General features: G+C 65.9%; 17 protein-coding genes. 7 read left to right on the top strand and 10 right to left on the bottom strand.

Translation table 11 applies throughout. The features are described 5' to 3' along the window. The first annotated feature begins 174 nt into the window (after nt 1-174). The 3 genes from fdhD to JHY01_RS07540 all read left to right on the top strand — a co-directional run bounded on the left by fdhD (nt 175) and on the right by JHY01_RS07540 (nt 2,975). Entirely contained in the window at nt 175-1,026 is an 852-nt protein-coding gene (gene fdhD / locus JHY01_RS07550) for a formate dehydrogenase accessory sulfurtransferase FdhD (protein ID WP_205325007.1), read from the top strand. A 123-nt stretch (nt 1,027-1,149) separates the two neighbouring features. Then, nucleotides 1,150-1,554 carry a hypothetical protein gene (locus tag JHY01_RS07545; RefSeq protein WP_205325006.1) on the top strand — a complete coding sequence of 135 codons (405 nt, stop codon included), beginning with the start codon at nt 1,150-1,152 and terminating at the stop codon, nt 1,552-1,554. A gap of 212 nt (nt 1,555-1,766) precedes the next feature. Next, nucleotides 1,767-2,975, top strand: a complete 1,209-nt coding sequence (locus tag JHY01_RS07540; protein WP_205325005.1) for a PolC-type DNA polymerase III — start codon at nt 1,767-1,769, stop codon at nt 2,973-2,975. A 21-nt stretch (nt 2,976-2,996) separates the two neighbouring features. Here the strand turns inward: JHY01_RS07540 and JHY01_RS07535 are convergent, their stop codons facing one another. Genes JHY01_RS07535 through JHY01_RS07525 form a run of 3 tightly spaced genes read right to left on the bottom strand, consistent with a single transcriptional unit; the run spans nt 2,997 to nt 7,218 of the window. Next, the gene (locus JHY01_RS07535; protein WP_205325004.1) at nt 2,997-4,346 is read right to left on the bottom strand and encodes a hypothetical protein; all 1,350 of its coding nucleotides are present in this window, start codon (nt 4,344-4,346) and stop codon (nt 2,997-2,999) included. A gap of 7 nt (nt 4,347-4,353) precedes the next feature. Continuing rightward, nucleotides 4,354-6,351, bottom strand: a complete 1,998-nt coding sequence (locus tag JHY01_RS07530) for an ATP-binding protein (protein WP_205325003.1) — start codon at nt 6,349-6,351, stop codon at nt 4,354-4,356. Nucleotides 6,352-6,360: 9 nt separating this feature from the next. Then, nucleotides 6,361-7,218 carry a Dam family site-specific DNA-(adenine-N6)-methyltransferase gene (locus tag JHY01_RS07525; RefSeq protein WP_205325002.1) on the bottom strand — a complete coding sequence of 286 codons (858 nt, stop codon included), beginning with the start codon at nt 7,216-7,218 and terminating at the stop codon, nt 6,361-6,363. A gap of 68 nt (nt 7,219-7,286) precedes the next feature. Here JHY01_RS07525 and JHY01_RS07520 point away from each other — a divergent pair, with 68 nt between their 5' ends. The 3 genes from JHY01_RS07520 to JHY01_RS07510 all read left to right on the top strand — a co-directional run bounded on the left by JHY01_RS07520 (nt 7,287) and on the right by JHY01_RS07510 (nt 16,462). Continuing rightward, the gene (locus JHY01_RS07520; protein WP_205325001.1) at nt 7,287-8,957 is read left to right on the top strand and encodes a CBS domain-containing protein; all 1,671 of its coding nucleotides are present in this window, start codon (nt 7,287-7,289) and stop codon (nt 8,955-8,957) included. A 123-nt stretch (nt 8,958-9,080) separates the two neighbouring features. Next, nucleotides 9,081-12,200, top strand: coding sequence for a DISARM system SNF2-like helicase DrmD (gene drmD / locus JHY01_RS07515; RefSeq protein ID WP_205325000.1), 3,120 nt, complete (start codon nt 9,081-9,083; stop codon nt 12,198-12,200). Then, nucleotides 12,197-16,462: an Eco57I restriction-modification methylase domain-containing protein gene (locus tag JHY01_RS07510; protein WP_205324999.1), complete on the top strand. Its 4,266-nt coding sequence runs from the start codon at nt 12,197-12,199 to the stop codon at nt 16,460-16,462. Before drmD ends, JHY01_RS07510 begins: the two co-directional genes overlap by 4 nt. A 699-nt stretch (nt 16,463-17,161) precedes the next feature. Here JHY01_RS07510 and JHY01_RS07505 read toward each other — a convergent pair. The 7 genes from JHY01_RS07505 to JHY01_RS07475 form a co-directional block, all read right to left on the bottom strand. Further along, complete coding sequence (locus tag JHY01_RS07505; protein ID WP_205324998.1) at nt 17,162-17,638, bottom strand: hypothetical protein; 477 nt, start codon at nt 17,636-17,638, stop codon at nt 17,162-17,164. Continuing rightward, on the bottom strand, nt 17,635-18,396 hold the full coding sequence (locus JHY01_RS07500; RefSeq protein ID WP_205324997.1) for a hypothetical protein: 762 nt from the start codon (nt 18,394-18,396) through the stop codon (nt 17,635-17,637). Before JHY01_RS07500 ends, JHY01_RS07505 begins: the two co-directional genes overlap by 4 nt. Nucleotides 18,397-18,403: 7 nt before the next feature. Then, nucleotides 18,404-18,820: a hypothetical protein gene (locus tag JHY01_RS07495; RefSeq protein WP_205324996.1), complete on the bottom strand. Its 417-nt coding sequence runs from the start codon at nt 18,818-18,820 to the stop codon at nt 18,404-18,406. Next, complete coding sequence (locus tag JHY01_RS07490; RefSeq protein WP_205324995.1) at nt 18,811-19,983, bottom strand: hypothetical protein; 1,173 nt, start codon at nt 19,981-19,983, stop codon at nt 18,811-18,813. Before JHY01_RS07490 ends, JHY01_RS07495 begins: the two co-directional genes overlap by 10 nt. A gap of 306 nt (nt 19,984-20,289) precedes the next feature. After that, nucleotides 20,290-20,733 (bottom strand): hypothetical protein, encoded by a 444-nt coding sequence (locus JHY01_RS07485; protein ID WP_205324994.1) that lies wholly within the window; start codon nt 20,731-20,733, stop codon nt 20,290-20,292. Continuing rightward, a complete protein-coding gene (locus JHY01_RS07480) occupies nt 20,723-21,472 on the bottom strand; it encodes a hypothetical protein (RefSeq protein WP_205324993.1) in 750 nt (249 codons plus the stop codon). The genes JHY01_RS07485 and JHY01_RS07480 overlap by 11 nt, the downstream gene beginning before the upstream one ends. 400 nt (nt 21,473-21,872) lie before the next feature. Then, nucleotides 21,873-22,085 (bottom strand): hypothetical protein, encoded by a 213-nt coding sequence (locus JHY01_RS07475; RefSeq protein WP_205324992.1) that lies wholly within the window; start codon nt 22,083-22,085, stop codon nt 21,873-21,875. Between the two features lie 264 nt (nt 22,086-22,349). Here JHY01_RS07475 and JHY01_RS07470 point away from each other — a divergent pair, with 264 nt between their 5' ends. Further along, nucleotides 22,350-23,996, top strand: coding sequence for an LPXTG cell wall anchor domain-containing protein (locus tag JHY01_RS07470; protein ID WP_205324991.1), 1,647 nt, complete (start codon nt 22,350-22,352; stop codon nt 23,994-23,996). The last annotated feature ends 126 nt before the right edge of the window (nt 23,997-24,122 follow it).

Raw genomic sequence — 24,122 nt, 5'->3', positions numbered from 1 at the left:
TTCTCGGGCCTCCGGTCGGCCGATACCGACCCGCGAACTGCTCCGCCAGCGCCCACCCGGCCGTGAGTTCGGATCTCCTTTCTCGCCGTTCGCGGCCTGCCGCGCTATACAAGCCAGTAGCGCTCGGCGATCCTGAAGGGGAGCTGAAGCCACCTGAAGGGAACCTGAATCCGTATGGGCCGCGTCACTGTCCGCCGCAAGACCACTCGCCTCGCAGGGGAGCACCGATCCGAGCGGGTCGACACCCTCGCCGTCGAGGAGCCGCTCGAGCTGCGGGTCGGGGGCGAATCGCTGCAGGTCACCATGCGCACACCCGGCGACGACTTCGACCTCGCCACCGGCTTCCTGCTCGCCGAAGGCGTGATCACCAAGCCCCGCGACATCGTGAGCATGCGCTACTGCGCCGGCGTCGACGGGAACGGCGAGCAGACCTACAACCTCCTCGACATCGTCCTGGCCGCCGATCTCCCCGCCCCGCCGAAGTCCGCGAAGCGGAACACGACGGTCACCTCCGCCTGCGGGGTCTGCGGCAAGGACAGCCTGGAGGACGTCCGCACCAAGGCCGCCTGGAGCGTCGCCGAGGACGACACCGCGATCAGCGCCGAGGTCCTCGCCTCCCTCCCCGGCCGACTCCGCAAGGCGCAGAAGATCTTCGACCGCACCGGCGGCCTCCACGCCGCGGGCCTGTTCACCTCCGACGGTGAACTCCTCACCGCCAAGGAGGACGTCGGGCGCCACAACGCGGTCGACAAGGTCCTCGGGCAGGCGCTGCGCGAGGGTCTGGTCCCACTGCGCGGCAATGTGCTGGCCGTCTCGGGGCGCGCCTCCTTCGAACTCGTCCAGAAGGCGGTCATGGCCGGGGTCCCCGCCCTCGCGGCGGTTTCGGCCCCGTCCTCCCTCGCCGCGGACCTCGCCGAGGAGTCCGGGCTGACGCTCGCCGGCTTCGTCCGCGAGGACACGATGAACCTCTACGCCCGACCCGACCGCATCGTCGACGCCCGGCGGCACCGCCCGCGCACCAGGTGATCCGGGGCGGGCCGGGAGGCCCGCCCCGTCCCTCGATGCGCCTCGGGGGCGGGGCGAACCGTGTTACGGTCGAGGTCATCCCGTCATCGGGTCCGATCGCATTCTTCATGAAGCAGGCCCGCCATGGCGCACGACGACTCCGTTCTCATCGCATCCGGACTGCAGGTCCTCAAGCGGTACGCCTCCCAGGGCGAAACGCTCTCCTACGGTGATTTCAACCGTGAACTCGGCGAGCCGTTCAAACTCGGCGCGAATCTTCCCGGTCAGATCGGGAAGCTCTGCGACGACATCACCACCGCCCACTCCAGCGCGACCGGACTCAAGCTCATGATCTCGGTCCTGGTCCGCGACGGGGACACGGGGCTTCCCGGCGACGGCTTCTTCAAGTTGGCCGCGAGCCTCGGGCGCCTGGCCCCGACCGCCGACGCTGATGCCAAGCGCGCCTTCGTGAAGGAGCAGGAGCGGAGGGTCTTCATGGTCTTCCGCCCCGCGAAGGCGTCGACCTCCGGCTTCGCGCGCAACCACTGACCCCGGCCGCCGAACGTCAGGGGTGAGCTGATCTCCCGACTGGTCGTCTACGACTTCGACCAGAGCGAGGGCGTCCAACTCACCGGCGCCTCCAAAGTCACCATCACCGACGCGACACCTACCTGACGACTCGAACCGTTCGTACGAGCCGCGAACACCTTCCGTCTCGCTACAGTGAACACTTCGCTGCAGCGAGACGGAGGCGAAGGGTCATGTACGCGGTTCTGGACGTCGAGACGACCGGCCTGTTCAACAAAGACCGTGTCATCGAGGTCGCGATAGCACACGTCGACGGCAATGGCAGGGTCACCGGCCGCTGGGAGACCCTCGTCAACCCGAAGCGAGATCTCGGCCCGCAGGAGCTGCACGGCATCCGCTCCGCCGACGTCAGGAAAGCCCCCACGTTCGATCAGGTCGCCGGGGAAATCCTCCACCGCTTGAGCGGCCGCATCCCCGTCGCGCACAACCTCGCCTTCGACACGCGCCTCCTCGCCCACGAATACCTGCGATTGGGGCAGGACCTGCCGAACCTCCTCGACCTCGGCGTCTGCACCATGCAATGGGCGAACTACTTCCTCCCGGAATCGGGCCGGAGTCTCCGCGATTGCTGCCTTGCTGCCGGGATCGCCAACGAACGGCCCCACGCGGCTATGTCGGACGTGCTCGCCACTGCCGAACTGCTCGCCCTCTACCTCAACAGCATGGGACCTGAGCCGCTGTGGGCCGATCGCGATGAGCTGGTGCGCGAACTCCGCTGGCCGACTCTGCCCACCGGTCTCGCCGAGCCCGTATGCCGTGGAGCGGGTGCGAATGAAGGCACTGATTTCCTCGCGCGCCTCGTCGACCACATTCCGCGCGTTCCCGACCCGCCGCAGGCCGATACGTACCTGGCCCTGCTGGACCGGGCGCTCTTGGACCGCCACGTGTCGGCCACCGAAGCTGACGCGCTCGTCGATGCCGCCGCCGCGCTCGGCATCGGACGCACTACCGCTTTGGAACTGCATCGCGGCTACCTTCGTGCACTGGCGGCTGCGGCATTGGCGGACGGCGTGGTGACCGATGAGGAACGGCACGACCTCGAGCGGGTCGCGGCACTGCTGTCGTTGCCGACGAATGCGGTCGACGCGGCGCTGCAGCCCGGTCCCGCTGACGGTCCTCCCGCCAGAGGTCCGGAGTTCCATTTGGCGACCGGAGACCCGGTCGTATTGACAGGGTCGTTCGCCGAATCGAAGCGGCACTGGGCCGACCGCCTCGAATCCGCGGGTCTCAAGGTCGCCCCGAGCGTCACCAAGAAGACCGTCCTCGTCGTCGCGGCCGACCCGGACTCCATGTCCGGCAAGGCGGCCAAGGCACGCCAGTACGGCATACCGGTGATCGGAACGGAATCCTTGGACCTGGTATTGGCTCGGATCGATCGCTGAGCGGCCTAGCCGGAGACTGTCCTATGGGGGACGGGCGACGTCGTCAATGCCGGCGAAGCGTTGCAGGGCGGCTCCTGAGGGGTAGTACGAGAGCGAAGCGATGCCATGGGCGAGGTTGATCGGCACCAGTGAGCCCTCATGCAAATAGCTGACCAGGTGAGGGAGCGTGGCGATGATTCGGTCGAGACCGATGAAGTGGTGGGCTTCGGACGGAGCCGATTCGCTGCTCATGAACTCGCCGGTCGGGATGTTCACGGCCAGGGCGAAGCTCGGGTCGAGCCGTATCAGGACCTTCTCGCCGTAGTTCGTCCGCGATCCATACGTGTGCTGTGCCTTTGGGAGACGCTGCACTCGGCCGCGCATGTACGCATGGGAGAGGATCGCGACCTGTGGCCATGCAGGCTCGGAATGCCGGCGGAGATGCCGAACCTGGGACTCGAGATGGTCGAACACGAGGCCGGACTTCTCTTGGCCGACGATGTAGATGTTCCGGTTCTCGTCTCTGAAGTACGACAGCAGCTGCCGCATCCGCTTGGTGAGCGTCGCATACTGCCCGCGGAACATCAGTGGCCCGTCCTTCACGAACAAGGTGTCGTCGATCGCGTCGAAGTCGCCCGATCGCCAGAGTCGATAGAGGTGCGCGACCAGGAGCAGCACCTCGTGGATGGCCATGTACGCGTTCGCGACCGCCTCGCTCGCCGAGTCCTCGCCGATATCGTGGTGCAGACCGAGGACATCGGTGATGTAGATCTTCGCTCCACATTCCCGACACCGGCCCTCATCCTCGTTGTAGGGGAGCGGGCCGGCCGACTTGCAGCCCTTGACAGGGCAGCCGAGGTCGGGGCTCTCGGACTCAGGGCCCCAGCCCTGGTACAGCAGCCACTTCATCGCCTCGTAAACGATGCCGCCGTGCTCGTGGGTGATGATCTCGCGGATGAGCTCCCGGATGGAGTCCCGGACGTTCGCGAACCGACCGAGCACCATGTTCCGCAGCGGGAAAACGGCACTGCAATGGATGGCGGCGTCCTTCATCAGCCGCTGGATCTGGAGCGGGTGAGGGAACTGCGGATCGACCTGGGCGGCGTCGCCGGTGCGGAGATGGAACCGGGCCGTCTTGACGAAGCAGAGCTCCCGGAATCCGTCATCGGAGGTGACCTTGTGCAGCGAGCCGTCGGTGGCGACCGTGTCACCGAGCGGCTTCACACCGGACAGGTCGAGGTGGAACCAGGGTGCCAGACGCTGGTCGTCCTCGAATTCCCGACGCTCGAATCGGGTCAGCAGCTCCTGCATGAGCCGGCTCTCGATGACATCGATGTGGCTCGTCTTGCTGGCCGCCTGGCCCGGAAGATGCTCGCCTCCTTGATACGGCATCAGCGGTCTACTTCCGGCCCTGGAACATGCGCGCCTGGACCGGGATCACGAACCGGTGGGACTTGGTCAGCATCCGCATGTAACCGGGCTGCTTGGTCCTGAGGATGTCCTGCTCGACACCGCTGAACGCGGTCTGCAAGCGGGACAGCGCCTTGGTCTCCTGCTCGGAGGACAAGTGCCCGACGAAGAAGTTCTCCGTCTGCGTCAGCAGTTCACCGTTGATGGTCGAGGGAGACTGGGTGGAGTACACCATTCCGATGTGGAACTTGGCGCCTTCCTTGGCGAAACGGGCGTAGATGCCCTTCATGTCCTGGCTGCCGCCCGGAGGGAACAGGTTGTGGGCCTCCTCGAAGTAGAGCTGCACATAGTGCCTGTCCAGGCGGTCGTGCGTGAAGGCCCACTCCTGGCGCAGGAAGAGCTCCTGCGAGATCATGTCTGCGAAATACTGGCGCATGGTGTCGGAGGCGCTGCCGAGATCCAGGATGACGGTCCTCCCGTGAACGACGTGCCCCACTATTTCCTTCGTGACGGCGGAGGCGTTCGGCGAGTGGTACTCCGCGTATTCCCCGAGCATCCGAGGCCCTTCACCGGTGTCGGGCACGAGGAACTTGAGCAGTGCCTGGTCGCCGGCGTCGAACAGCGGATTGCCCGTACTGGAGTTCAGGTCCCACCGAACCGACTTGGCATGCCGGGTGACGAGGTCGAACTCATACGCGAGCTGGTCGAGCGAGTCGATCCGCTCGGGAGGCTGCTGCTTGTCCGGGTAGGCCTCCCTTCGGAGCGCGGCATCGAACTGCGGATTGAACCTCCCGACGCCATTCGTCATCTTGAGAGCCGCGAGTTGGGCCTCATTCGCCGGATAGCCCGCCCTATGGAGGATGGCCCAGTATGCGAGGACCTTCCGGACGAGGCGCTTCCGCTCGTTCACCGGTTGATGGTCGGTGACCTCGCGGGGTTCTGGAATGTCGGTCGTGGCGAAGGCCCTGATGTACATCGACCCTCTGCCGCTCGACTCCAGGAACCCGCGTAGGGCGGTCATGCCGTCCGGAGCATTCTCATAGAAGTTCAAGCGAAGCTCCTTTGACGGGGTCTTCGCGCGCGGTTTGAGGGCGTAGACCACACACTTGTCGGCATGCGCCTTGTACAGCGACCCGCCTTCCTCGCCACCGCCGTCCTGGGCATTGTCGTTCGCATACTCGCCGTTGATGTCGAAGATGATCTGCCCGACCGTCGTGTTCGGCGGTGGACTGGTGATCAGGCCTTCCGCGATGAGCTTCACGACGTTGGACTTGCCTAGCCGGGTCTTGCCGAACATCGCCGTGCGCGTTCCGATGAAGTCGGCGCTGGCGAGACGTACCTCGATCGGCGGGATCTTCTTGGACCCGTTGAGCAAGTGGTGGAACTGGGTTTCGGTCGGCCGCAGTGTTCCGATGCCCCAGGCGTGCTCGCGTCGAGCCGGGATCAGGCCGTTCACGATGAGATCCAGGACCTCATCCGGGGGCGAATACACCAGGTAATGATGGGGGCTGCGGATGTTCGTCTGGTCTCCGGCGAACGCCACATTTTCGGGGTCGCCGGGGTCGGGGTACATCATGCCGAGCATGTCGCAGTTGAGGGCGCCCCACTGCAATTCGTTGGTAGTCCAGATGTCCAGTTCGGGCATGGACTTCTTGTGCAGCTCGAAATAGGTCTGCTGAACTTGTTCCGACAGCGGCGTGGGGGCGATGTCTCGGACCCGGAGGACGCTGAAGTGCGGCGGGATGCCGTTCGGCTTCCGCGGCGCCAGAATCAGGAACGACGAGCGCGGGATGCCGCCGACGGTGTTCTTGAGCGGGTCGCAGGTGATGATACGAGCGCTGTCGTATCCCAGGTCGAGTACATAGCCGACGAAGCGCAGCTGCTTCTCCATGCCCGCTTTCGTGACACTGGCCTCCGTATAGGCGTGCTCCCGTTCCAAGAAGCGGGTCAACACGTCGAACGGGCGGACCGGCGAAGAGGGATTCATGTCGGCTCCTCAGGTAGTGGAGATGACGATTTCGGTGTACTGCTTCCTGTCTCGCGCCGAAGCGGCGATCGGGCTGAACCGTGAGACTTCGGTGAGGGTGAAGCCGTGGTCCGCGTAGAGTTCGCGGACGCTGTCATGCGCGGCATTGGTCGCGAGCACTTTGACGCCGCGCTCGGCGGCGCGGGTGAGGCATTTGGCGAGGCGCTCCTGATCGTCCCAGGAGAAGAGGGTCTCGTTGTACTTGATGAAGCCGTTGTTGTTGTGTCGCACGGTGTATGGAGGGTCGGCATAGACCAGGTCGCCATAGCCTGTGCGGTCGATCGTGGTTTCGAAGTCGGCGACGCCGAGCTCGGCGTCGCCGAGGGTTCTCGCGAGCGAGCGGAAGTCGTCGGTGTCGTAGACGATCGTGCTGCGATCCCCCATGGGGACATTGAACCGACCGTGCAGGTTCACCCGATAGACGCCGTTGAAGCAGGTCCGATTGAGGTAGATGATCCGTGCGGCGCGCTCGGAGAGTAACGGCGGGTTCGAGGCCCGTATCTGGCGATAGTAGGCGGCGCTGTGGCGTCGCTGGTGTTCGGTCAAATGGCGCATGACGGCGACCGGCCGTGCGCGAATGCCTCGGAATGCCGTGATGAGGTCGCAGTTGGCGTCGGTGAGGATGGCGCGCTGCGGTCCAAGGTGGAAGTAGACGGCACCGCTGCCGAGGAATGGTTCGACGTAGCGGTCGAATCCGTTCGGTATGAGATGTGCGTAGTGCTGGACGAACCAGCGCTTGCCCCCGGCCCACCGGAGGAAGGGGCGCTGCGAACCACTTGACCGGCGATGCCGTTGCGGCCCGGGGGTATCGGGAGCCATGTGCTGCATCGTAATGAGGCGACTGCGTTGGGTCAACCCCAACGATGCGAAGCGACGACTGCTCGTATTCTCTTGGGATGGAGCAAGTGTCGAGCGAGCGGAACCCTCGCGCCTGGCTGATCCAGCCCAATCGCGGTGCGTTCCACCGTGAACCGATACAAGGGGAGCGGGCCCGCCTGACCGTAGGCCGCGATGTCACCGGCGATCTGCTGCAGTTCGCCGGCAAGACGGAGCTGTTCCACCAGCTGGTCTCGTTCTACAGCCGCAAAGGGTCCAACCCCGCTATGAACCAGGCCGCGCAATTCTGGAATCTCGCGCACGAGGTCCGGCGCGATGATTACGTCGTCGTAGCCGAGGGGGCGGACGGTGCGACCGTCGCCATCGGCACCGTGGTCGAAACCTACCGATTCGCGCGCGAGTCCTCCCCGTACGAGCGGCACGGTCTCACCGTCACCTGGGTGACCACGGGTATCGACCGCTCACGGGTCCGGTCAGACCTGAGAGCGAACCTCGGTTCCCTGGTCTCAGTCCGTGAACTCGCCGACAACGACGCCGCGGCCCGGGTCGCCAGCCTCGCGAATTCCGGCATCGATCCCGGTGACGGCGATGCCGATGAACGGGCGGAGCTCAACCGAATGCTGGGTCTGGCCGCCGAACGGGCGGTCGGGGAACCCCTCGAACTGGAAGTCCTCGAACTCCTCAAGTTCTGGGGTCACCAGCAGCGGAGCAATACCGCCGTCGCCGAGATCAAACGCGACCTGCTCGCCTCGGGTCTCACCACGAATCCGCCGTTCACCCAAGGCGGGCTCGAACGAAAGGTCCGCCTGGTCGCGATCGACCCCGAGGCGGCCAAGCCCGCCGATGCCGAATCCGCCGAGGAGCCCGAGCCGATCGAGGAAGCCGGATCCGAGTCGGACGAGGAGTCCGAAACCGAGGAGGGGGGCGTCGAGGGGCCCGTCGACCAGAGCGCGAACGGGAGCGCCTCCGAGAAAGCCGATGAGACCGAGGACCTGTCCGGGCCCGATTCGGCCTCTATCGAGCTCGTCATCGGCAACCTGCCGGCCCCGACGAAGCCGATCACGACCGAGACCACGTTCGAGCTGGCCAGGCACATCATGGTCCAGAAGAACTTCTCGCAGCTCGCGGTCGTCGACGCCGACGGGAACTACCAGGGCGCCGTCACCGCCGAGAGCATCATGCGCGCCCACATGGTCCACGAAGAGCCGAAACTTCTTGACGTGCTCGACGACCAGATCCCCACCGCCTACCGCGGCGACCACCTCCTGCCTAAGATCAACCTCATCTTCGACCACGGGTTCGTATTCGTGTACTCCTTCGACCGGACCTCGATCGACGGCATCCTCACCGCGGCCGACCTCACCCGCACCTTCGGGGCGTTCGTGCGGCCCCTCAGCATCCTGGAGGAGATCGAGAACCGGCTCCGCCGCGCGATCGACGGCGCTCTCACCCTCAATGAGATCCGCGGCGGCACACGCCGCGGCAACAAAGAGGTGCACAGCGCCGCAGACCTCTTCCTCGGCGACTACTGGCACATCCTGAAGCGGGAGAAGTACTGGTCGAGGCTGTCATGGCGGATCTCCCAGGAGCGGTTCCTCGCGCAGCTCACGGAGGTGATAGAGATCCGGAACTCGATCATGCACTTCTCGTCCGACTCGCAGTCGAAAGAGCAGCTCGACGCCCTCGAAGGGCTTCGGAACATCCTCAGTCGCGTGCAGCAGCGGGAGTGACCGCCCCGATCCGAGGTCCCCTCCTATGTGGGACATGATTGTTCGCCGACACCCTGATAACCTCGTGAAACGGTTCACGCACCCCGTGCACGAGCCGTCGCCGCCCACTCAGAGAGGGAGCTCATGACGACACCTTCCGCAGCGCCGTCGGTCGGCGACCGGGTCGAGGTCAGGGACTCCCGCTGGACGGTCGCCGCCGTCGACGCCGCAGGCAACGACACCATCGTCGAACTCGCCAGCCTCGCCGACGACGGCTTCGGCGAAACCCTCCGCCTCGTCTGGGAACTCGAACCCGGACGCCGCCTCCTCCCGGCCTCCGGCCTGCCCGAGATCACCCGCGACGGCTTCGACCGCCCCGAGCAGTCCGCCGCGTTCCTCGACGCCATGCTCTGGTCGGCCCTCGTCCGCCTCGACACCCGCGAACTCCAGGCCCCGTTCCGCTCCGGCGCCGACGTCAAGACCTACCAGCTCGAACCCGTCTGGCGCTCCCTCACCGCACCCCGCGTCAACCAGCTCCTCGCCGACGACGTGGGCCTCGGCAAGACCGTCGAAGCCGGCCTCGTCGCCTCCGAGCTGATCCTCCGCCACCGCGCCCAGCGCGTCATGATCGTCTGCCCCGCCGGTCTCACCACCAAGTGGCAGGACGAGATGTTCCGCCTCTTCGGCCTGCGCTTCACCATCGTCAACGCCCAGACCTACACCGATCTGCGCCGCGAGCGCGGCAGCGGCGCCAACCCCTTCGAGATCTACCGCCACACCATCGTCAGCCTCCCCTGGCTGCGCGGCCCCAAAGCCGACCGGCTCCTCTTCGGCGAACTCCTGAAGAACGCCGACGAGCACACGAAACCGTTCTTCGACCTCCTCATCCTCGACGAGGCCCACCACATCGCGCCCGCCGCGCCCAAGCAGCGCTACGCCGTCGACTCCCAGCAGACCAAGACCATCCGCGCGCTGGCCGCCCATTTCACGCACCGCCTGTTCCTTTCGGCCACACCGCACAACGGCTATCCGGAGTCGTTCACCGCCCTGCTGGAGATCCTCGACCCGGCCCGTTTCGCCCGCGGGGTCACGCCGTCGCCCGCCGCGCAGGAGTCGGTGGTGATCCGCCGTCTCAAGTCGAGCATCGTCGACGCGCACGGCAACCCCGAGTTCCCGTCCCGCGAGGTCCGCGACCTGCGCCTCGATTACACGGACGACGAGCTCGAAGTCCACCGGCTCTTCAGCGAGTTCACGACCGCCCGCCGCGCCCGCCGGGTGAAGGGCCGCCGCGGCCGGGCCGCCTCCGACCTGGTGACGCTCCTGCTCAAGAAGCGCCTGCTCTCCAGCCCCCGCGCGTTCGCGAACACCTACGCCTCCTATTCGGGGGCGCTCCCGGCCGAACCGGCCCCGTTCAGCGACGACGTGCCCGACTACTTCGACGAGTACGGAGACGAGGCCGCCGTCCTCGACGACGACGAGCTCTTCGAGTACGAGAACGAGACCCTGCGCCGCTCGGCGGGTTATGAGGAGCGCCTCGACCCGACCGAGCGCCGGGCGCTCGCCGCGATCAGCGACTGGGCGATCCAGCACGCGGCCCGCCCCGACACGAAGGCCGCCCGCCTCCTCGCCTTCCTCACCGAGACCTGCAAGATCGGCGCCTCCTGGTCGAACGAGCGCGTCGTGGTCTTCACCGAGTACCGCGACACCCTCCACTGGCTCCACGAACTCCTCGCCTCCCAAGGCTTCGGCGGCGACCGCGTCGCACTCCTGCACGGCGGCATGGACATCGAGGACCGCGAGCAGATCCGCCTCGCGTTCCAGGCCGACCCGGCCGCCCACCCGCTCCGCATCCTGCTCGCCACGGACGCGGCGGGGGAGGGCATCGACCTGCAGAACCACTGCCACCGCCTCGTCAACTACGACATCCCCTTCAACCCCAACAAACTCGAGCAGCGGGCCGGTCGCATCGACCGGTACGGCCAGCGCGAGAACCCGAAGGTCTACAACTTCGTGCCCGGCGCCGCCGTCCCCGACTCGGCGTTCAAGGGCGAGATCGAGTTCCTCGCCCGGGTCGCGGTGAAGGTCAGCCAGATGGAGACCGACCTCGGCTCGGTCAACCCGGTCCTCGCCGGAGCCCTCCAGAAGCGCCTCGCGGGCGATGCCTCGGTCGCCGACGTGGACGCGCTCACGAACCAGGCGGTCGCCAGGGGCAGGGGGCGCGGCGAGGTGAAGGCCACCGCGGACGTCTCCGCGCAGGTCGCCGAGCTCGACGACGTGTTCGCCGAGAGCCAGAACAAGCTGCACCTCCACCCCGAGCGCATCCGCGAGGTGGTCAACACCGCCCTCGTTCTGGCCCACCAGAACGTGCAGCTCGAACCGGTCACCGACCCTGAGAGCGACGCGACGCTCTACAAGGTCCCCGACCTCACGGGCGAGTGGGTCCGCGCGCTCGACGGCCTGGACACGCCGTTCGTCCCCGAGGGCCAGGAGTCGTACCGGCGGCCGATCACGTTCGACCCGCTGGTCGCGCGCGGCCGCGACGACGTGGTCCTCGCGCACCTCTCGCACCCGCTGGTCGACATGTCGGCGCGGCTGCTGCGCGCCGCCGCCAGCACCGACCGGGTCGACCTGCACCGCGTGACCGCCGTCGTCGGCCCCGACGATCTCGAGGACCTCTTCGTCGGCGCGTACGCGAAGTACACGCTCACCGGCGGCGACTCCGCCCAACTGCACCAGGAGCTCATGGCCGTGGGCGGCTGGCTCGACCTGCACACCGGCCGCTTCCGCCGCCTGGAGAACCTGACGCGCTCCCGGGACATCCTCGACAGCGCCCTCGACCGCGGCACCGCGGCCCGGCCCGGCGCGCAGCTGCGGATCGCCGAGCACGCCAAGGAGATCCACCGCGGCCTCAGCGACTCGCTCGACTGGCGGACCAAGACCCGCAGTGAAGCCCTCGAACGCCAGCTCGAGAAGCGCGTCGAGGAGGAGCGGGCCCGCATCCGCTCCGACTACGACCAGTTCCGGGCCTCCCTCGAAGCGGCCATCCGCGGCCGCGAGACCGACGAGAACGAGCTGTTCGGCCTCGCCGACCTCGAACTCCAGCAGGCCCGCCGCGACGAGGCGCACTGGTCCGAACGCCTCAAGCAGCTCGAGACCGAGCGCGACCGCGAGGTCGCCCGCGTCGCCGCCCACTACGCCGACCCGGTCGGCCACCGCACCCCGATCGCCATCGTCTGCGTCGTCCCTGAAAGGGAAAACCGTTGAGCCGCAACGCGAACCGCCAGTTCAAGAAGCGCCGCACCGGAGCCGACCGCACCTGCGGCCACCAGGACTGGATCGAACTCATCGACACCGACGGCCCCTGGCTGTCCCTCCCCGTCCTCACCGCCGCCTGGCCCGACCTCGACGCCGTCACCCCCGAACAGCGGCAGCAGCTCAAGCACGCCCGCAACGACTGGTCCATCGACCGCGACGACCCCGCCGTGCTCGACACCTGGCTTCGCGCGATCCTCGCCGACTTCCTCGGCTGGGGCGACGAAGGCCTCCACTTCGCTTCCCGCCCAGGCGAACCCGTCGACGGCATCGCGCCCCTCCACATCGGCCAGCACGACACCACCGTCAACCCGAGCTTCACCCTCCACGACGGCGAGCACGTCCGCCTCATCGGCCTCGTCACCCCGCGCGGCACCCACCCCGCCAAACGCATGCCCGGCGAAACCTGGGCCGCGACCCCCATCGACCGCCTCGTGCGCCTCTGCAACGCCGCCAAAGTCGACCTCGGCATCGCCACCGACGGCCGCCACCTCGCCCTCGTCTACGCCCCGGCCGACGGCGCGAGCGCCTACGGCGTCTTCGACACCGAGACCATCACCGAAGGCGGCGACCGAGACGTCCTCCGCGCCCTCTACAGCCTCCTCAACCTCCGACGCTTCACCGACTACGAACCCGCGCAGCAGCTCCCCGCCCTCTTCAAGGAATCCGCCGAGAAGGAGGAGGACCTCACCGAGACCCTCGGCGTCCAGGTCCGCCGCGCCGTGGAACTCCTCGTCGAAGCCATCGGCCGCGCCCACCTCGCCAAGAAACGACGCGACGGCGTCGGCATCACCGTCACCGCCGAAGACGGCACCGCCCGACTCGTCGAAGCCGACGAGGTCTACCGCGGCGCGGTCACCGTCATGATGCGCCTCGTCTTCCTCCTCTTCGCCGAAGAACGACGCCTCCTCCCCGCCGACAACCCCCTCTACGCCGAGTCCTACTCCATTGCTGAAGCGGCAGAACAACTCCGCGAGACCGCCGACTCCGGCAGCGAAGCCCACCTCGAACAGAGCCACCGCCACTGGCTCCGACTCCTCGCCCTCTTCAACGCCGTCCACCGCGGCGTCGACACCCCCGAACTCGCCATCCCGGCCTACGGCGGCTCCCTCTTCGACCCCGCCACCCACCCCTGGCTCACCGACATGGCCGAGCCACTCGCCATCGACGACCGCACCGTCCACAATGTGCTCAAATCCGTCACCACCGTCTGGATGAGCGCCGGCCGACAACGCGCCCCCAAGTCCCTCAACGGACTCCAACTCGCCTCCGGCAAACGCCCCCGAGGCGAATGGCGCAAACTCAACTTCGACCGCCTCGGCGTCGAACAGATCGGCTACGTCTACGAAGGCCTCCTCGCCTGGGAAGGCCGCTGGGCCGACGACATCGTCGTGGGCCTCATCGGCAGCCAGAGCAAAGAAGCCGAGGTCTACCTGACCGATCTCGAAGACATGCGCCAGGCCGTCGGCGGGGACGTCGACGCGCTCGCGGCGGAGCTGTACGAACAGTTCGAGAAGCAGCGCAAGACAGGCATCGGATCGGCGAGCGCGATCGCGAAGCTGTTGGCGCCCATGGACACCGAGCAGACCGAACGGGCAATGCGCGACCTGCGAGCCGTAACCGGGAACGACGGCGCGTTGGCCGACCGGCTCCTGCCCTTCTACGGCATCATCCGCGCCGACCTGCGCGGACAGGCGACCGTGGTTCTAAAGGACATGCTCTACATGACCGAGTCGGAGCTGCGCGGAAACACCGGGGCGCACTACACGCCCAGGAAACTCGCCGACGAGGTGGTCAAGGGCGCACTCGAGCCGCTGGTGTATGAGCCGGGGCCGCTCCAGACTGCGAATGAGAGTGAGTGGGTGCTTAAGGGCAGCGACGACATCCTCGCCCTTAAGGTCGCCGACATCGCGATGGGCTCAGCCGCATTTCTGGTTGCCGCATGCCGATTCCTTGCTGAACGGCTCTTGGAGGCCTGGAAGATCAAGAACGACCCGCGCGCAGCGGTCCTCGAGAGTCACGAGGGCGAAGGCTCGGGGGAGGACCCGAACCTGGTCGAAGCCCGACGACTCATCATCGAGCACTGTTTGTACGGAGCGGATATCAACCCGGCCGCGGTCGAGATGGCCAAGCTGTCACTTTGGTTGGTGTCGATGGACAAGGACCGACCGTTTACTTTTCTTGATGACCGGTTGGTCTGCGGCGACAGCCTCCTCGGCATCACGAACGTCGAACAGCTCGAGTACATGCACCTAGATCCTGTTGAAGGACGGAAGCTGCACGAGGGAACGATCCTCGACTACACGACCCATGTCCGCGACATCGTCGCCGAGGCTGCGGAGGCGAGAAAGGCCATCGCCGAGATCGGCGACAAGAGCGCCACCGACCAGGAGATCAAGCGGGAGCTCCTTGAGCGGGCGCAAGAACTGACGGCTGAGGTCTATCGGTATGCAGACCTGTTGGTCGGTGCTGGGCTTGCTGGCGGTGTGAAGTCGGGAGGCTCGAAGGACCCGAATCGACGCGAAGCGATGGTTGACGAGGACGACCGACGCAAGGAAAACCACTGGCTAATCGCAGCTGATCTCGGCAACGACCAGACCGATGAGGGTCGAGCGAAATTGGATCGCCAAGCAGCTCAATGGCTGAGAACGGATCGACCCTCTGGAGCTTTCGAGAGGGACCCGATCCACTGGCCGCTCGTCTTCCCTGAGGTTATCGAGGCAGGAGGGTTCGATGCGATCATTGGCAATCCGCCTTTTCTTGGAGGACAGAAGCTTACGGGGAGCCTGGGGACCGCCTATCGTGAATACTTGGTCGAGCAAATTGGTCGACGAGTTCGCGGCAGTGCCGACCTAGTTGCGTATTTTCTACTCCGGGCAAACGATCTGCTGTCCGGCGGCGGGCAAATCGGCATCATTGCTACAAATACATTGGGACAAGGCGATACCCGAGAAATTGGCTTGGACCGGGTTGTTTCGGAAGGAGGGAGTATTCGGACTGCTATCAAGAGTGAGCCATGGCCGTCTGCTGGAGCAGTGCTGGAATATTGCGGCGTCTCGATTTCGAAAGTTGCGGTTTCGGACTCGGGCGAACGCTATCTGGACCGGGCCCGGATTAAACTGCGAATCACGACCTCTCTTGAGATTGAGTCGCGGGCTGTCGGCCAGCCTGAACGCTTGGCGGAGAACGCAAGTTTGGCTTTCATCGGATCGTATGTCCTCGGTATGGGATTCACGATGGAAGAGGAGAGGGCTCGCGCACTCATCGAAATTGACCAGCGAAACGAGGATGTCCTCTACCCGTATCTGAATGGACAGGATCTGAATCAACGCCCCGATTCTTCAGCCAGTCGTTGGATTATAAACTTTCACGGATGGGCTGAAGAACAGGCAAGGTCGTACCCCGACTGTTTCGAGCAAGTTGAGCGCCTTGTAAAGCCAGAGCGCCAGCGGCGAAAGCCTGACGGCACATTGGCGGTGCCTGGGCCTGCTCACAAATATTTCTGGCGCTATGAGAGGTGGCGCCCCGAAATGTTGGAAGCAATCGCCACGCTAGATAGGGTTTGCGTAATCACCTTGGTTAGTAAGGTGGTGATGCCTGTCATGGTCCCAACCGGGCAAGTGTTTGCACATAGGCTGGGTGTGTTTGCCTCAGATGATCCTGCATTGCTAGCCTTCCTATCGAGCGCATCGCATTATTGGTGGGCGCTATCGAAGAGTTCTACGATGAAAGCGGATTTGAACTACGCGCCCACGGATGTAATTGAGACGCTTCCTCGGCCAGAGCTCTCCTCTGAGCTGCGGGTGCTTGGGGTTCGGTTGGATTCTGAGCGGCGCGAGCTGATGCTTGCTCGGCAGGCTGGGCTGACTGATACCTACAACATGGTTCATGACCGGGCAAATGCAGACCCGGACATCTTGAACTTGCGGGAGATTCATCGGCTGATCGACATCGAGGCGTGTCGGTGCTACGGCTGGGACGACCTAATTCCTGAACTGGCCCACGACCACTACGAGACCCGTCAGGGTGACCGGTACACGATCGCGCCCGGGCCTCGGCAGGAGATTCTTGACCGTCTCCTTGAGGAGAACCAGCGTCGCTACGCCGAAGAAGTCAAGCAGGGGCTCCATCTGAAAGGCAAGGCGGCCAAGAAGACTGCGAAGAAGGTGTCCAAGCTCAAGACTCCGGCCGAGGGCCAGGACTCACTCTTCTGAACGCGTCCTGGCGGGGGTGGCTGGTGCCGTTCGCATCGGCTTTTAGAGTCTTGGCGGCGGGTTCGCGCCCGGAGAATCTGCTCTCGGACGGCGAGCCTGGTACCGGCGCTCGTCCGACTCTGTAGGCGGATCGGCTGCTGTGTTCCCGCACTTCTTGAGCGTCTATCAGGTTGAGGAGGTCTCTCTGTCGGGTATCTCAGCAGCCCTGGTGGGTGGAATCTCCACCGGGCGGCTGGACCGGTCGAGGTACTTGATCGGGCGGTGACTTGGCAGTGCACGGAGGATCTCGGGACGATCCTGAGGCTTCGTGCCGCGCAATGCCATCCAGACCACGAAGGCGCGCACCAGTGCCGAAGTCGCTGCGGCAGCAGCGATCCAGGGACCGAGGGCCGTGAAATCCATCTTCCAACACTAAGTGCTGTCCGGTGGTCTCCCGCTGTCGCGAAGGTTACATTCAAATCGTACGTTTGACGCCTTCAAGACGTCAGAATCTCCTGGTCTGGCGTCTGGCCCGAAAACTCTGTGAGGAAGCTGCGTGGCCAGAGTCCTTGGCCGATCTCTCTCGTGGTCAAGGTCGCCATGAAGTCCACGATCGATGAGCTTGCCGAGGAGCTTGTAGGGCGGCTGTGGAAGATCGGCAGACGGTGGAAATGGGGCGGGCCGGTCGATCTGCGGGAATCGACCGGCCCTGTCCCTTCGTCAGTCGGCCACTGGGCGGCCGAGGATCCAGATGAGGGCGGTTTGCTTGGCGCGCTCGACGACCCACTCGGCGTTGGTGGCGAGCCACGGGTAGCGCTTGACCTGGTGCTGGAGCGCGGAGTAAAGCGCCTGGCTTCGTTTCTGCGGCTCAAGGGGTTCGATCAGATGCGATTCCCCGTAGAGGGCGCGGACCACCGCCTCGATGGCCAGGTAGTCGAGCGGCGGTTCGACGCCGTGCCCAGCTTGTCGCAGCTCGGCCAGGAACTCGGTGAGTTCGTCGAAGTCGATCGGACCCGCGCCGAGTCCGGCTCCGGGACCGAAGCGGTACTCGAGGCTGATGGCCGTCGCGGCGCGGAGGAGGTCGGCGGCGGCATCGGCGCCGTTCCTGCCGAGCCGTTGGCGGAGAGTTGCGGCAGCTTCGGGGTCGCCCGTGATGAGGGCGGCGAGGTGCTGGCGTTGGAGGTCGTAGGGTTTCACTCGGACTCCTTTGCGGGCGTGGAGGTTGCGGGGGAGGACGGGCGCTCGGTCGGGATCTCGGTACCCGGTTCCGTCGGTGGTTCGGTCGGCTGTTCGGCCGGAGCTGCGGTCTGGTTCTCAGCCGGTTGCGCGGCCGACGATTCGACCGATCGCGCGGCGGACGATCCAGCCGGTGGCGCGGCCGACGGGCCGAACAAGGGCTCGACCGAAGATTCGACCGGTTGCCCGACCTGCGGCCCTGCCTGCGGGTCGACTGTCGACTCGCGCTCCGGCTTGGTCTGGCTGGGATAGTTCCGGACTGTGGCCTCGAGGGTTTCGTTCATCCAGGTCAGCCCGGCCTCCTCGGCGAGGTCGAAGTGTTCGGCGAGGTCGTCGTCGCTGATGGTCGGCTCGACCAGTTCGGCCAGGACCGCCCAGATGTAGCCGGGCTGTTCGGCGAACGGGATCTCCGTCAGCAGGATCGACTCCCCGCACACGGACCGGATCATGGCTTCGGCGCGCAGCGCGTTGAAGGTCGTATCGGTGCGGAAGTGCTTGTCGTGCAGGTGTTTCGTGAGCGCGGCGAGGTCGGTCGGGTCGGGCTGGGAGCCGTACTCCTCGACGATGACGCCCGCGAGGAACGCGGTCAGGAACAGCACCTGGTTCATGCGCAGTTCCGGATCGATCTGCGAGGCGAGCCGGGCCGCTTCGACGGTGTCGCCGCGCAGTCGGGCGGCGGCGTGGGCGCGGAAGAGCGTGTGGGCTGCTTCTCGGTTCATGGTGTTCCTACCCTTCGCATTCGCGTTGGGCCGCTTGCCAGGCGGCGACGGCTTCGCGTTTGATCTGTGCGGCTCGGCCGCCTAGACGGGTCCAGTCGAGGTGTTCTCTTGCGGTGATGTGGAGTTCGGGCTCGCCTGGGGCCGTCACGGACCCGGGGCCGGGACCGCCGTTGAACGTGGCGTCGGACAACCCGGTGAGATGACCGAGAATCGGCGGGTCGCATTCGGCGAAGACCACCCACAAGCGGGGGTGGTGGGGGAGGAGTCCGAAGAGCAGCTCCCGGTCGGCGACCGTCGCCGAAGCGATCATCACCAACGTGCGCGGGTCGGTCCCCTCACGCGAGCGGACCGGTAGCGGGATCTCGGCGAGGGCGCGGGCGTACTTGGCCCGGACGCGGTGCGGTGCGAGTCGACCTACACCCATGCCGCACCTCCGGTCAGCCTGTCCGCCAGGCCGTCTGCAAGACTGCCGGTCAGGTTGTCGGCGATTCGGTTGGTGAGGTTGACGGGGAAGACACCGTTCTGAGTTCCGGCGTCGAACTGCTCTTCCCAGTTGCGGATGAACGGCGAGTGCTGTGGTTGCCGTGTCCGTTCCTGGACCGGACGCTCACGCCAGTGACGGTCGATCGCCTCGTCGCTCCTCGGGTCTTCGCGTTCGGCGCGAGCGATGCGGGCGCCGTTGATCGCCTGGGCCATCAGTGCTCCTGGGCTGCGCTGCGGGTGCGGACTCGGTTTGCGCTGTGCGGGTACGGCTGCGGTTGACGAAGCGGGTACCGCGACGGGTTCCTGGACGGCCTGATTCCCGTTCCCCACCTGGGGCTCCGGCGCTGCCCCGACCTCTTCCGGGCCTCGGAAGACGCTGATGATCCAGCGGATCAATTGGATCCACGGACGCAGGACCGGCCCGCACTCGCGCTCGATGGCCGAGAGTGTCATGCGGTCGGCGCTGTGGTCGATGCCTTGGTGGGCGGCGGCGAGCGGCTCGGATTTGAGGAGGAACTGGGTCCAGGCCTCCTCGCGGAGATTCGAGAAGCGGTACGGCTGTTGCTGCGCCGCATGGTGTTCGAACTCGTCCTCGGGGGACTCCCGCCAGAACCGGCTGTTCCTGCGAGGCCCGGCGATCGGACGGTCCGACGGGGCCGAGCCGTTCGGCTTCGCGACCGGGACGGTGTCCGGCTCCCCTGGCGGCATCGGGTCGGGCAGCTCTCCGCGACGGTGACGGCCGGTCCGGGTGTCCGGTCGCCAACCGGGAGAGCCGAAGACGCCCGGGTCCTCGGGGTCCGTGGGTTTGCCGCCGATCTCGTAGGTGTCGCCGGGTTGGTGGCGGAGGTGCGGCGGTTCGTAGCGCGGCGAGGCCGGATCGGACTCGCGGGCCGACTGGTCGCACAGGTCAGGGCTGTGCTGGTAGCGGTGAGCCCCTGGGGTCAGCGGATCGGGTGACCCGTCGGCGAGGAGCAGACGACGGCCCGCCCAGTCGTAGAAGCCGTCGGCCAGTTGACGAAGGCCGATGTAGGCGGGGTTGTTGTTGAAGTCGCGGGAATGGCTGTTTTCAGGTACGCCCGAATAGCGTATCGTCGTAGACGACACGGAAGGTCTCCTTCTGTTGTCGGGCCGCCCGGTGGAACTGGTTGGTAGCCTGTGCGCCACCGGGCGGCGTTTACATTCTGACCTATCTATAAAGGTCAATGTGATGTGGATGCGTCGTAAGAATCTCCGTTCGAGACGTAAGGAAATCGGTCCGCTACGGTTGCGCGAGAACCTTCTTCGATGATGACCCGGCAAAAACGTACGTGTCAACTTACGATGCAAAAGTGTCTAGAAGTTTCTTGAGACTCTAAGGGGCGCAAGGCCAAAGTCCTTGCGCCCCTTAGAGTCTCAAGTCTGTGAGTGTCGTTACTCCTCGTTCTGCCACTCGGCGGCAAGAAACTCCGCGTCGTTGAGGTAGCTCTCGAGCTGCGCCGAAACTGCGGGGTACTGATCCACGATCATGCGGATCGCCAGGATCTCCAGATCGAATTGATCGGCCGCGGAAACCTCATCGAGCAGGTGATCCTCACCCAGGAGGGCCCGGAAAAGTGCCTCCATCGCAAGTGGCTTGAAGGGTGGATTGGCGTTGCGGTAGGCGAACGACATCTTGCCGACGAATTCACGAATCGCTGCGGGACTCTGGTCATGCTCGAAGACATGCGCGGTCACCCCGGCGAACATCGCCGCGACACGAACGACATAGTCGTCGCGATCGACATCGGGAAGCTGGTTGTTCAGCTCCTTCATCTTGGATCCGTCGCCAAGCGCGATGGCTCGGACGAGGTCCCGGATCAGCGGGTTACTTGCCATGCTCCCTCTTTCTGAGAATCCGCGATAGCCCTTCGACAGCGATCACAGCTACCACGATGCTAGTGCCGATGACATCCCCGGCGCGGATGTCCGTCGCCTCAGGGCGGTAGAAGCCGGGGGTTGATGGCGGTGCGGTCGGTACTTCGGTGGTGGTCTGAGCGGAAGGGCCCCAAGGGTCGTAGTCGCGCTCGAGGGTGTCGGCACGAGCATCGACGATCTGCTTTGAAGCTTCGGCCAGGTCGCCGGTGTTGCGAACCGCTTTGCGGCCGAAGCGACTGAGCTTGCCCATCTTGGTGTCGTCGCCAGAACCCTCGTGCTCCTTCTGGAAGGGACTGAGGCTCGGATCGACTCCGGTCAGCTCGTCGCCGCTCGGATTCGCTCCGTGCCGCACATGGGGCGGCACTGCGTCGAGTCCGCCTGCGAGCGCGCCGTCCGGTCCTTCCTTCCTGACCAGCGGCACGATCGCGCCCGATCCTGGCGCTCCCGGCCCGATCCTCCCGTGAACCGCCGACATCACCTGCCAGTGCGCCTTCTGCAATCCACCCTCGAGAGCCGCGCGCAGAGACTCGGCCTCTTCGATCGCCGTCGCGGTCTGCTGCATCTGCGCCGCACTGCGTTCGACACCCACAGCGTCCAACTGACCGGCCGTCTGCTCGGCCTGGTCCTTGGCCGCCGCAAGGATCCCGGCGAGCTGCGATACCTGTTCCTTATCGGCCGCGATCTTCGCCGCGACCTCCAAGAGACTCGCCACGGCTGGTTACGAGCGCTCGGCGTCGGTTGCGGCGTCACCATTCAGGCTGGTCGGCGCGACGGCCACATCGATACTCGCCATGGGGGCCTTCCTGTCTCGGGGGTGGGGGCGGACAGCACGTTACCCGATTCGAGTCTTTCGCGCAGAACGCAAGCCCGCGCCGAACCGAGGGCCGGTCGCGTGCCGACCCGTTCGGGACGACCGGGGAACGGTTTGTTGCGGCGCGGGCTCGCGGTAATGAGACCGCCTTGCCCTGTGCTTGATGCACTTGATTCGAGCAAAGCTTGAGTCCTGCAACGGACCTGGTGCTGGAATGACCAGCAGGGTACGGAGGTCTGGGCAGGCCTGGTCCGACAGCGGGGGAGTGGACCTGGTCTTCGTTCGGGATTCAGGGTCGCCTGGAGCCGATGCGTTCGTTGTAGGCGGCGATGTAGTGCTCGCGGATTCGGTCGGTTTCGGCTTCCAGCTCGGCGACGATCTCCGGTGGTGCCAGGAGATCGAGCGGCTCGCCGTCCTCGTCGAGCGCGTCGGGGTCGGCCGGGTAGAGGTCGCGGTACTTCGCCACCCATGCGGCGTTGGCCCGCATCATCTCGTGCTGCATGGCTATGGTCTCTGGTTCGAGTCGTATCGATCGTCTTCGCGCCCTTGGGGTTTCTGAATCCATTTTTCCACTGTAATCAAATCTGGAGAGGTCGAGCGCTCCTGCCCGGCCGTCGGTGCCACGCCGTTCCTGCAATCCGCTCAAACGATTCAATTTGGTCGACTGGTGCAACCATCGCGAGCCTCGACGCGTGTCGATGAGACCGGGCATCTCCGGCACCCCCTGTAACGGAACCCCTCATCCACAACAGCAGCAAGGAAATCCATGACCTCCCCGAACCCCACGCGGCGGGCCCTCGCCGGTGCGGGTGCCGCGCTCACCGCGGCCGCCTTCGCGGTCGGCCTCACCGCCGCCCCCGTTCAAGCCCAGGAATCGCTCGACGTCCAAGCCTGGGCCGAGCCCGAAGAGAGCCCCGACTTCTACGTCGGCTGGACCGAGGAGACCGAGTCGCAGCAAGCGCGGCTCATGGTCGAGACCCGCGGTGCCAACGGCGGCGAGCTCCTCGAGAACGTCCACATCGAGCTCGGCCTCTCGGACCAGATCCAGGGCATCACGTTCGCGACCGATGACCCGGCGTGCATCGCCGACGGCGCGACCCTCGACTGCAACTTCGTCGACCAGTACGTCGACTCGGACTTCGACATCTACTTCGATGTGCTCGTCGGCCCCGGCGTCACCGCCAACGAGCAGGCCGATTGGCTGGTGACCGTGGAACCCGGCGGTTACGCGCCCACCGAGATCCTCGGCACCTGGACGTTCCTCGCCACCGACGACGCGGAGTGGGACTACACCGTGAACGCGAGCGACTTCGAGGACGTCGCGCCCGGTGCCACCGTCACCCCCGAGATCGCGTTCGCGAACACCGGCGCGAGCACGTACCGCGGCGTGATCTTCAGCTTCTGGAACGACGACCCGCACCTCTCGGTCGCCTCGCAGTACAGCAACTGCGGCATCTTCCGCGAAGAGGAAGTGATGTGCGCGTTCCCCGACCTCACCCCGGCACCGGGCGAGGTCTACGAGCTCGCCGCCGACACGCCGATCACCGTGACCCTCGGCGCGAACGTGCCCGGTCCGATGACGTTCCGCCAGGGCTTCCACGTCTCGCCGCTCGACGTCTGGGGCCAGTACTACCTCGATGAAGTCGAGTTCTTCGACGCCGAGCAGGAACTCGTCTTCGAACTGACCGACCGCACCGAGATCGAGAAGTCCGCGCAGACGACCATCGTCTCGGCGGCCAACCCGTTCGACATGACCGTCGCGGCCCAGCGCATCGACGGCGAAGCCGGCAAGGACACCACCGTTCCCGTCGTGGTCGAGAACCTCGGCCCGGCCGACGCCCTCGCCCGGGCGCACCCGGGATCCGGCGACGGTCGTTTCAACATCGCCATCCAGCTCCCGACCGGCGTCGAAGCGACCGGCTTCAACGAGTACGGCTACATCGAGCTCGACGGCACCTTCTGCAACAGCGTCGAGATGAACGAGTGGATGGGCAACATCGACCCGGCCGTCTTCGGCCTCGAACGCATCGACGTCATGTGCGACGGACCCGACTCGCTGCTCGTCGATGCGGAGTACGCGTTCGACCTCCCGGTGACCGTGACCGACGCGAAGCCCGCGACCGACGGCCTCGTCTCGGTCATGGAAAGCGCCGACACCTGGGACTTCACCGACTTCGAGGAGTACTGGGGCCTCACCGAGGCCGACTACCCGACGATCGACGGCGACCTCGAGAACAACGTCGCCGCACTGAGCCTCAACGCCGCCGTCCCCGGTGGCGGGAACGGCTCGGAGCAGCTGCCGACCACGGGCGTCTCGCTCACGGTCGTCGGCGCGACGGCTGCCGCAGCGCTCGCCGCCGGCGTGGTCGTGTTCGTGCTCCTGCGTCGCCGCAAGGCCGCCGCGAGCTGGTAGCCGCATTGCAGCGCAACGATATTGCGTGATGAGTAGCGGGGGCCGGGGGCGGGGGGGGGGGCGGGGCCCCCCCCCCCCCCCCCGGCCGGCGGGGGGCCCGGGCGCGCCGGCAGCCAGCCCCCCCCC

This window comes from Glycomyces sp. YM15 (assembly GCF_016918015.1).
GTDB lineage: Bacteria > Actinomycetota > Actinomycetes > Mycobacteriales > Micromonosporaceae > Glycomyces.
The sequence above is the reverse complement of the archived record's forward strand: the minus strand, read 5'-3'. Positions and strand labels throughout refer to the sequence as shown.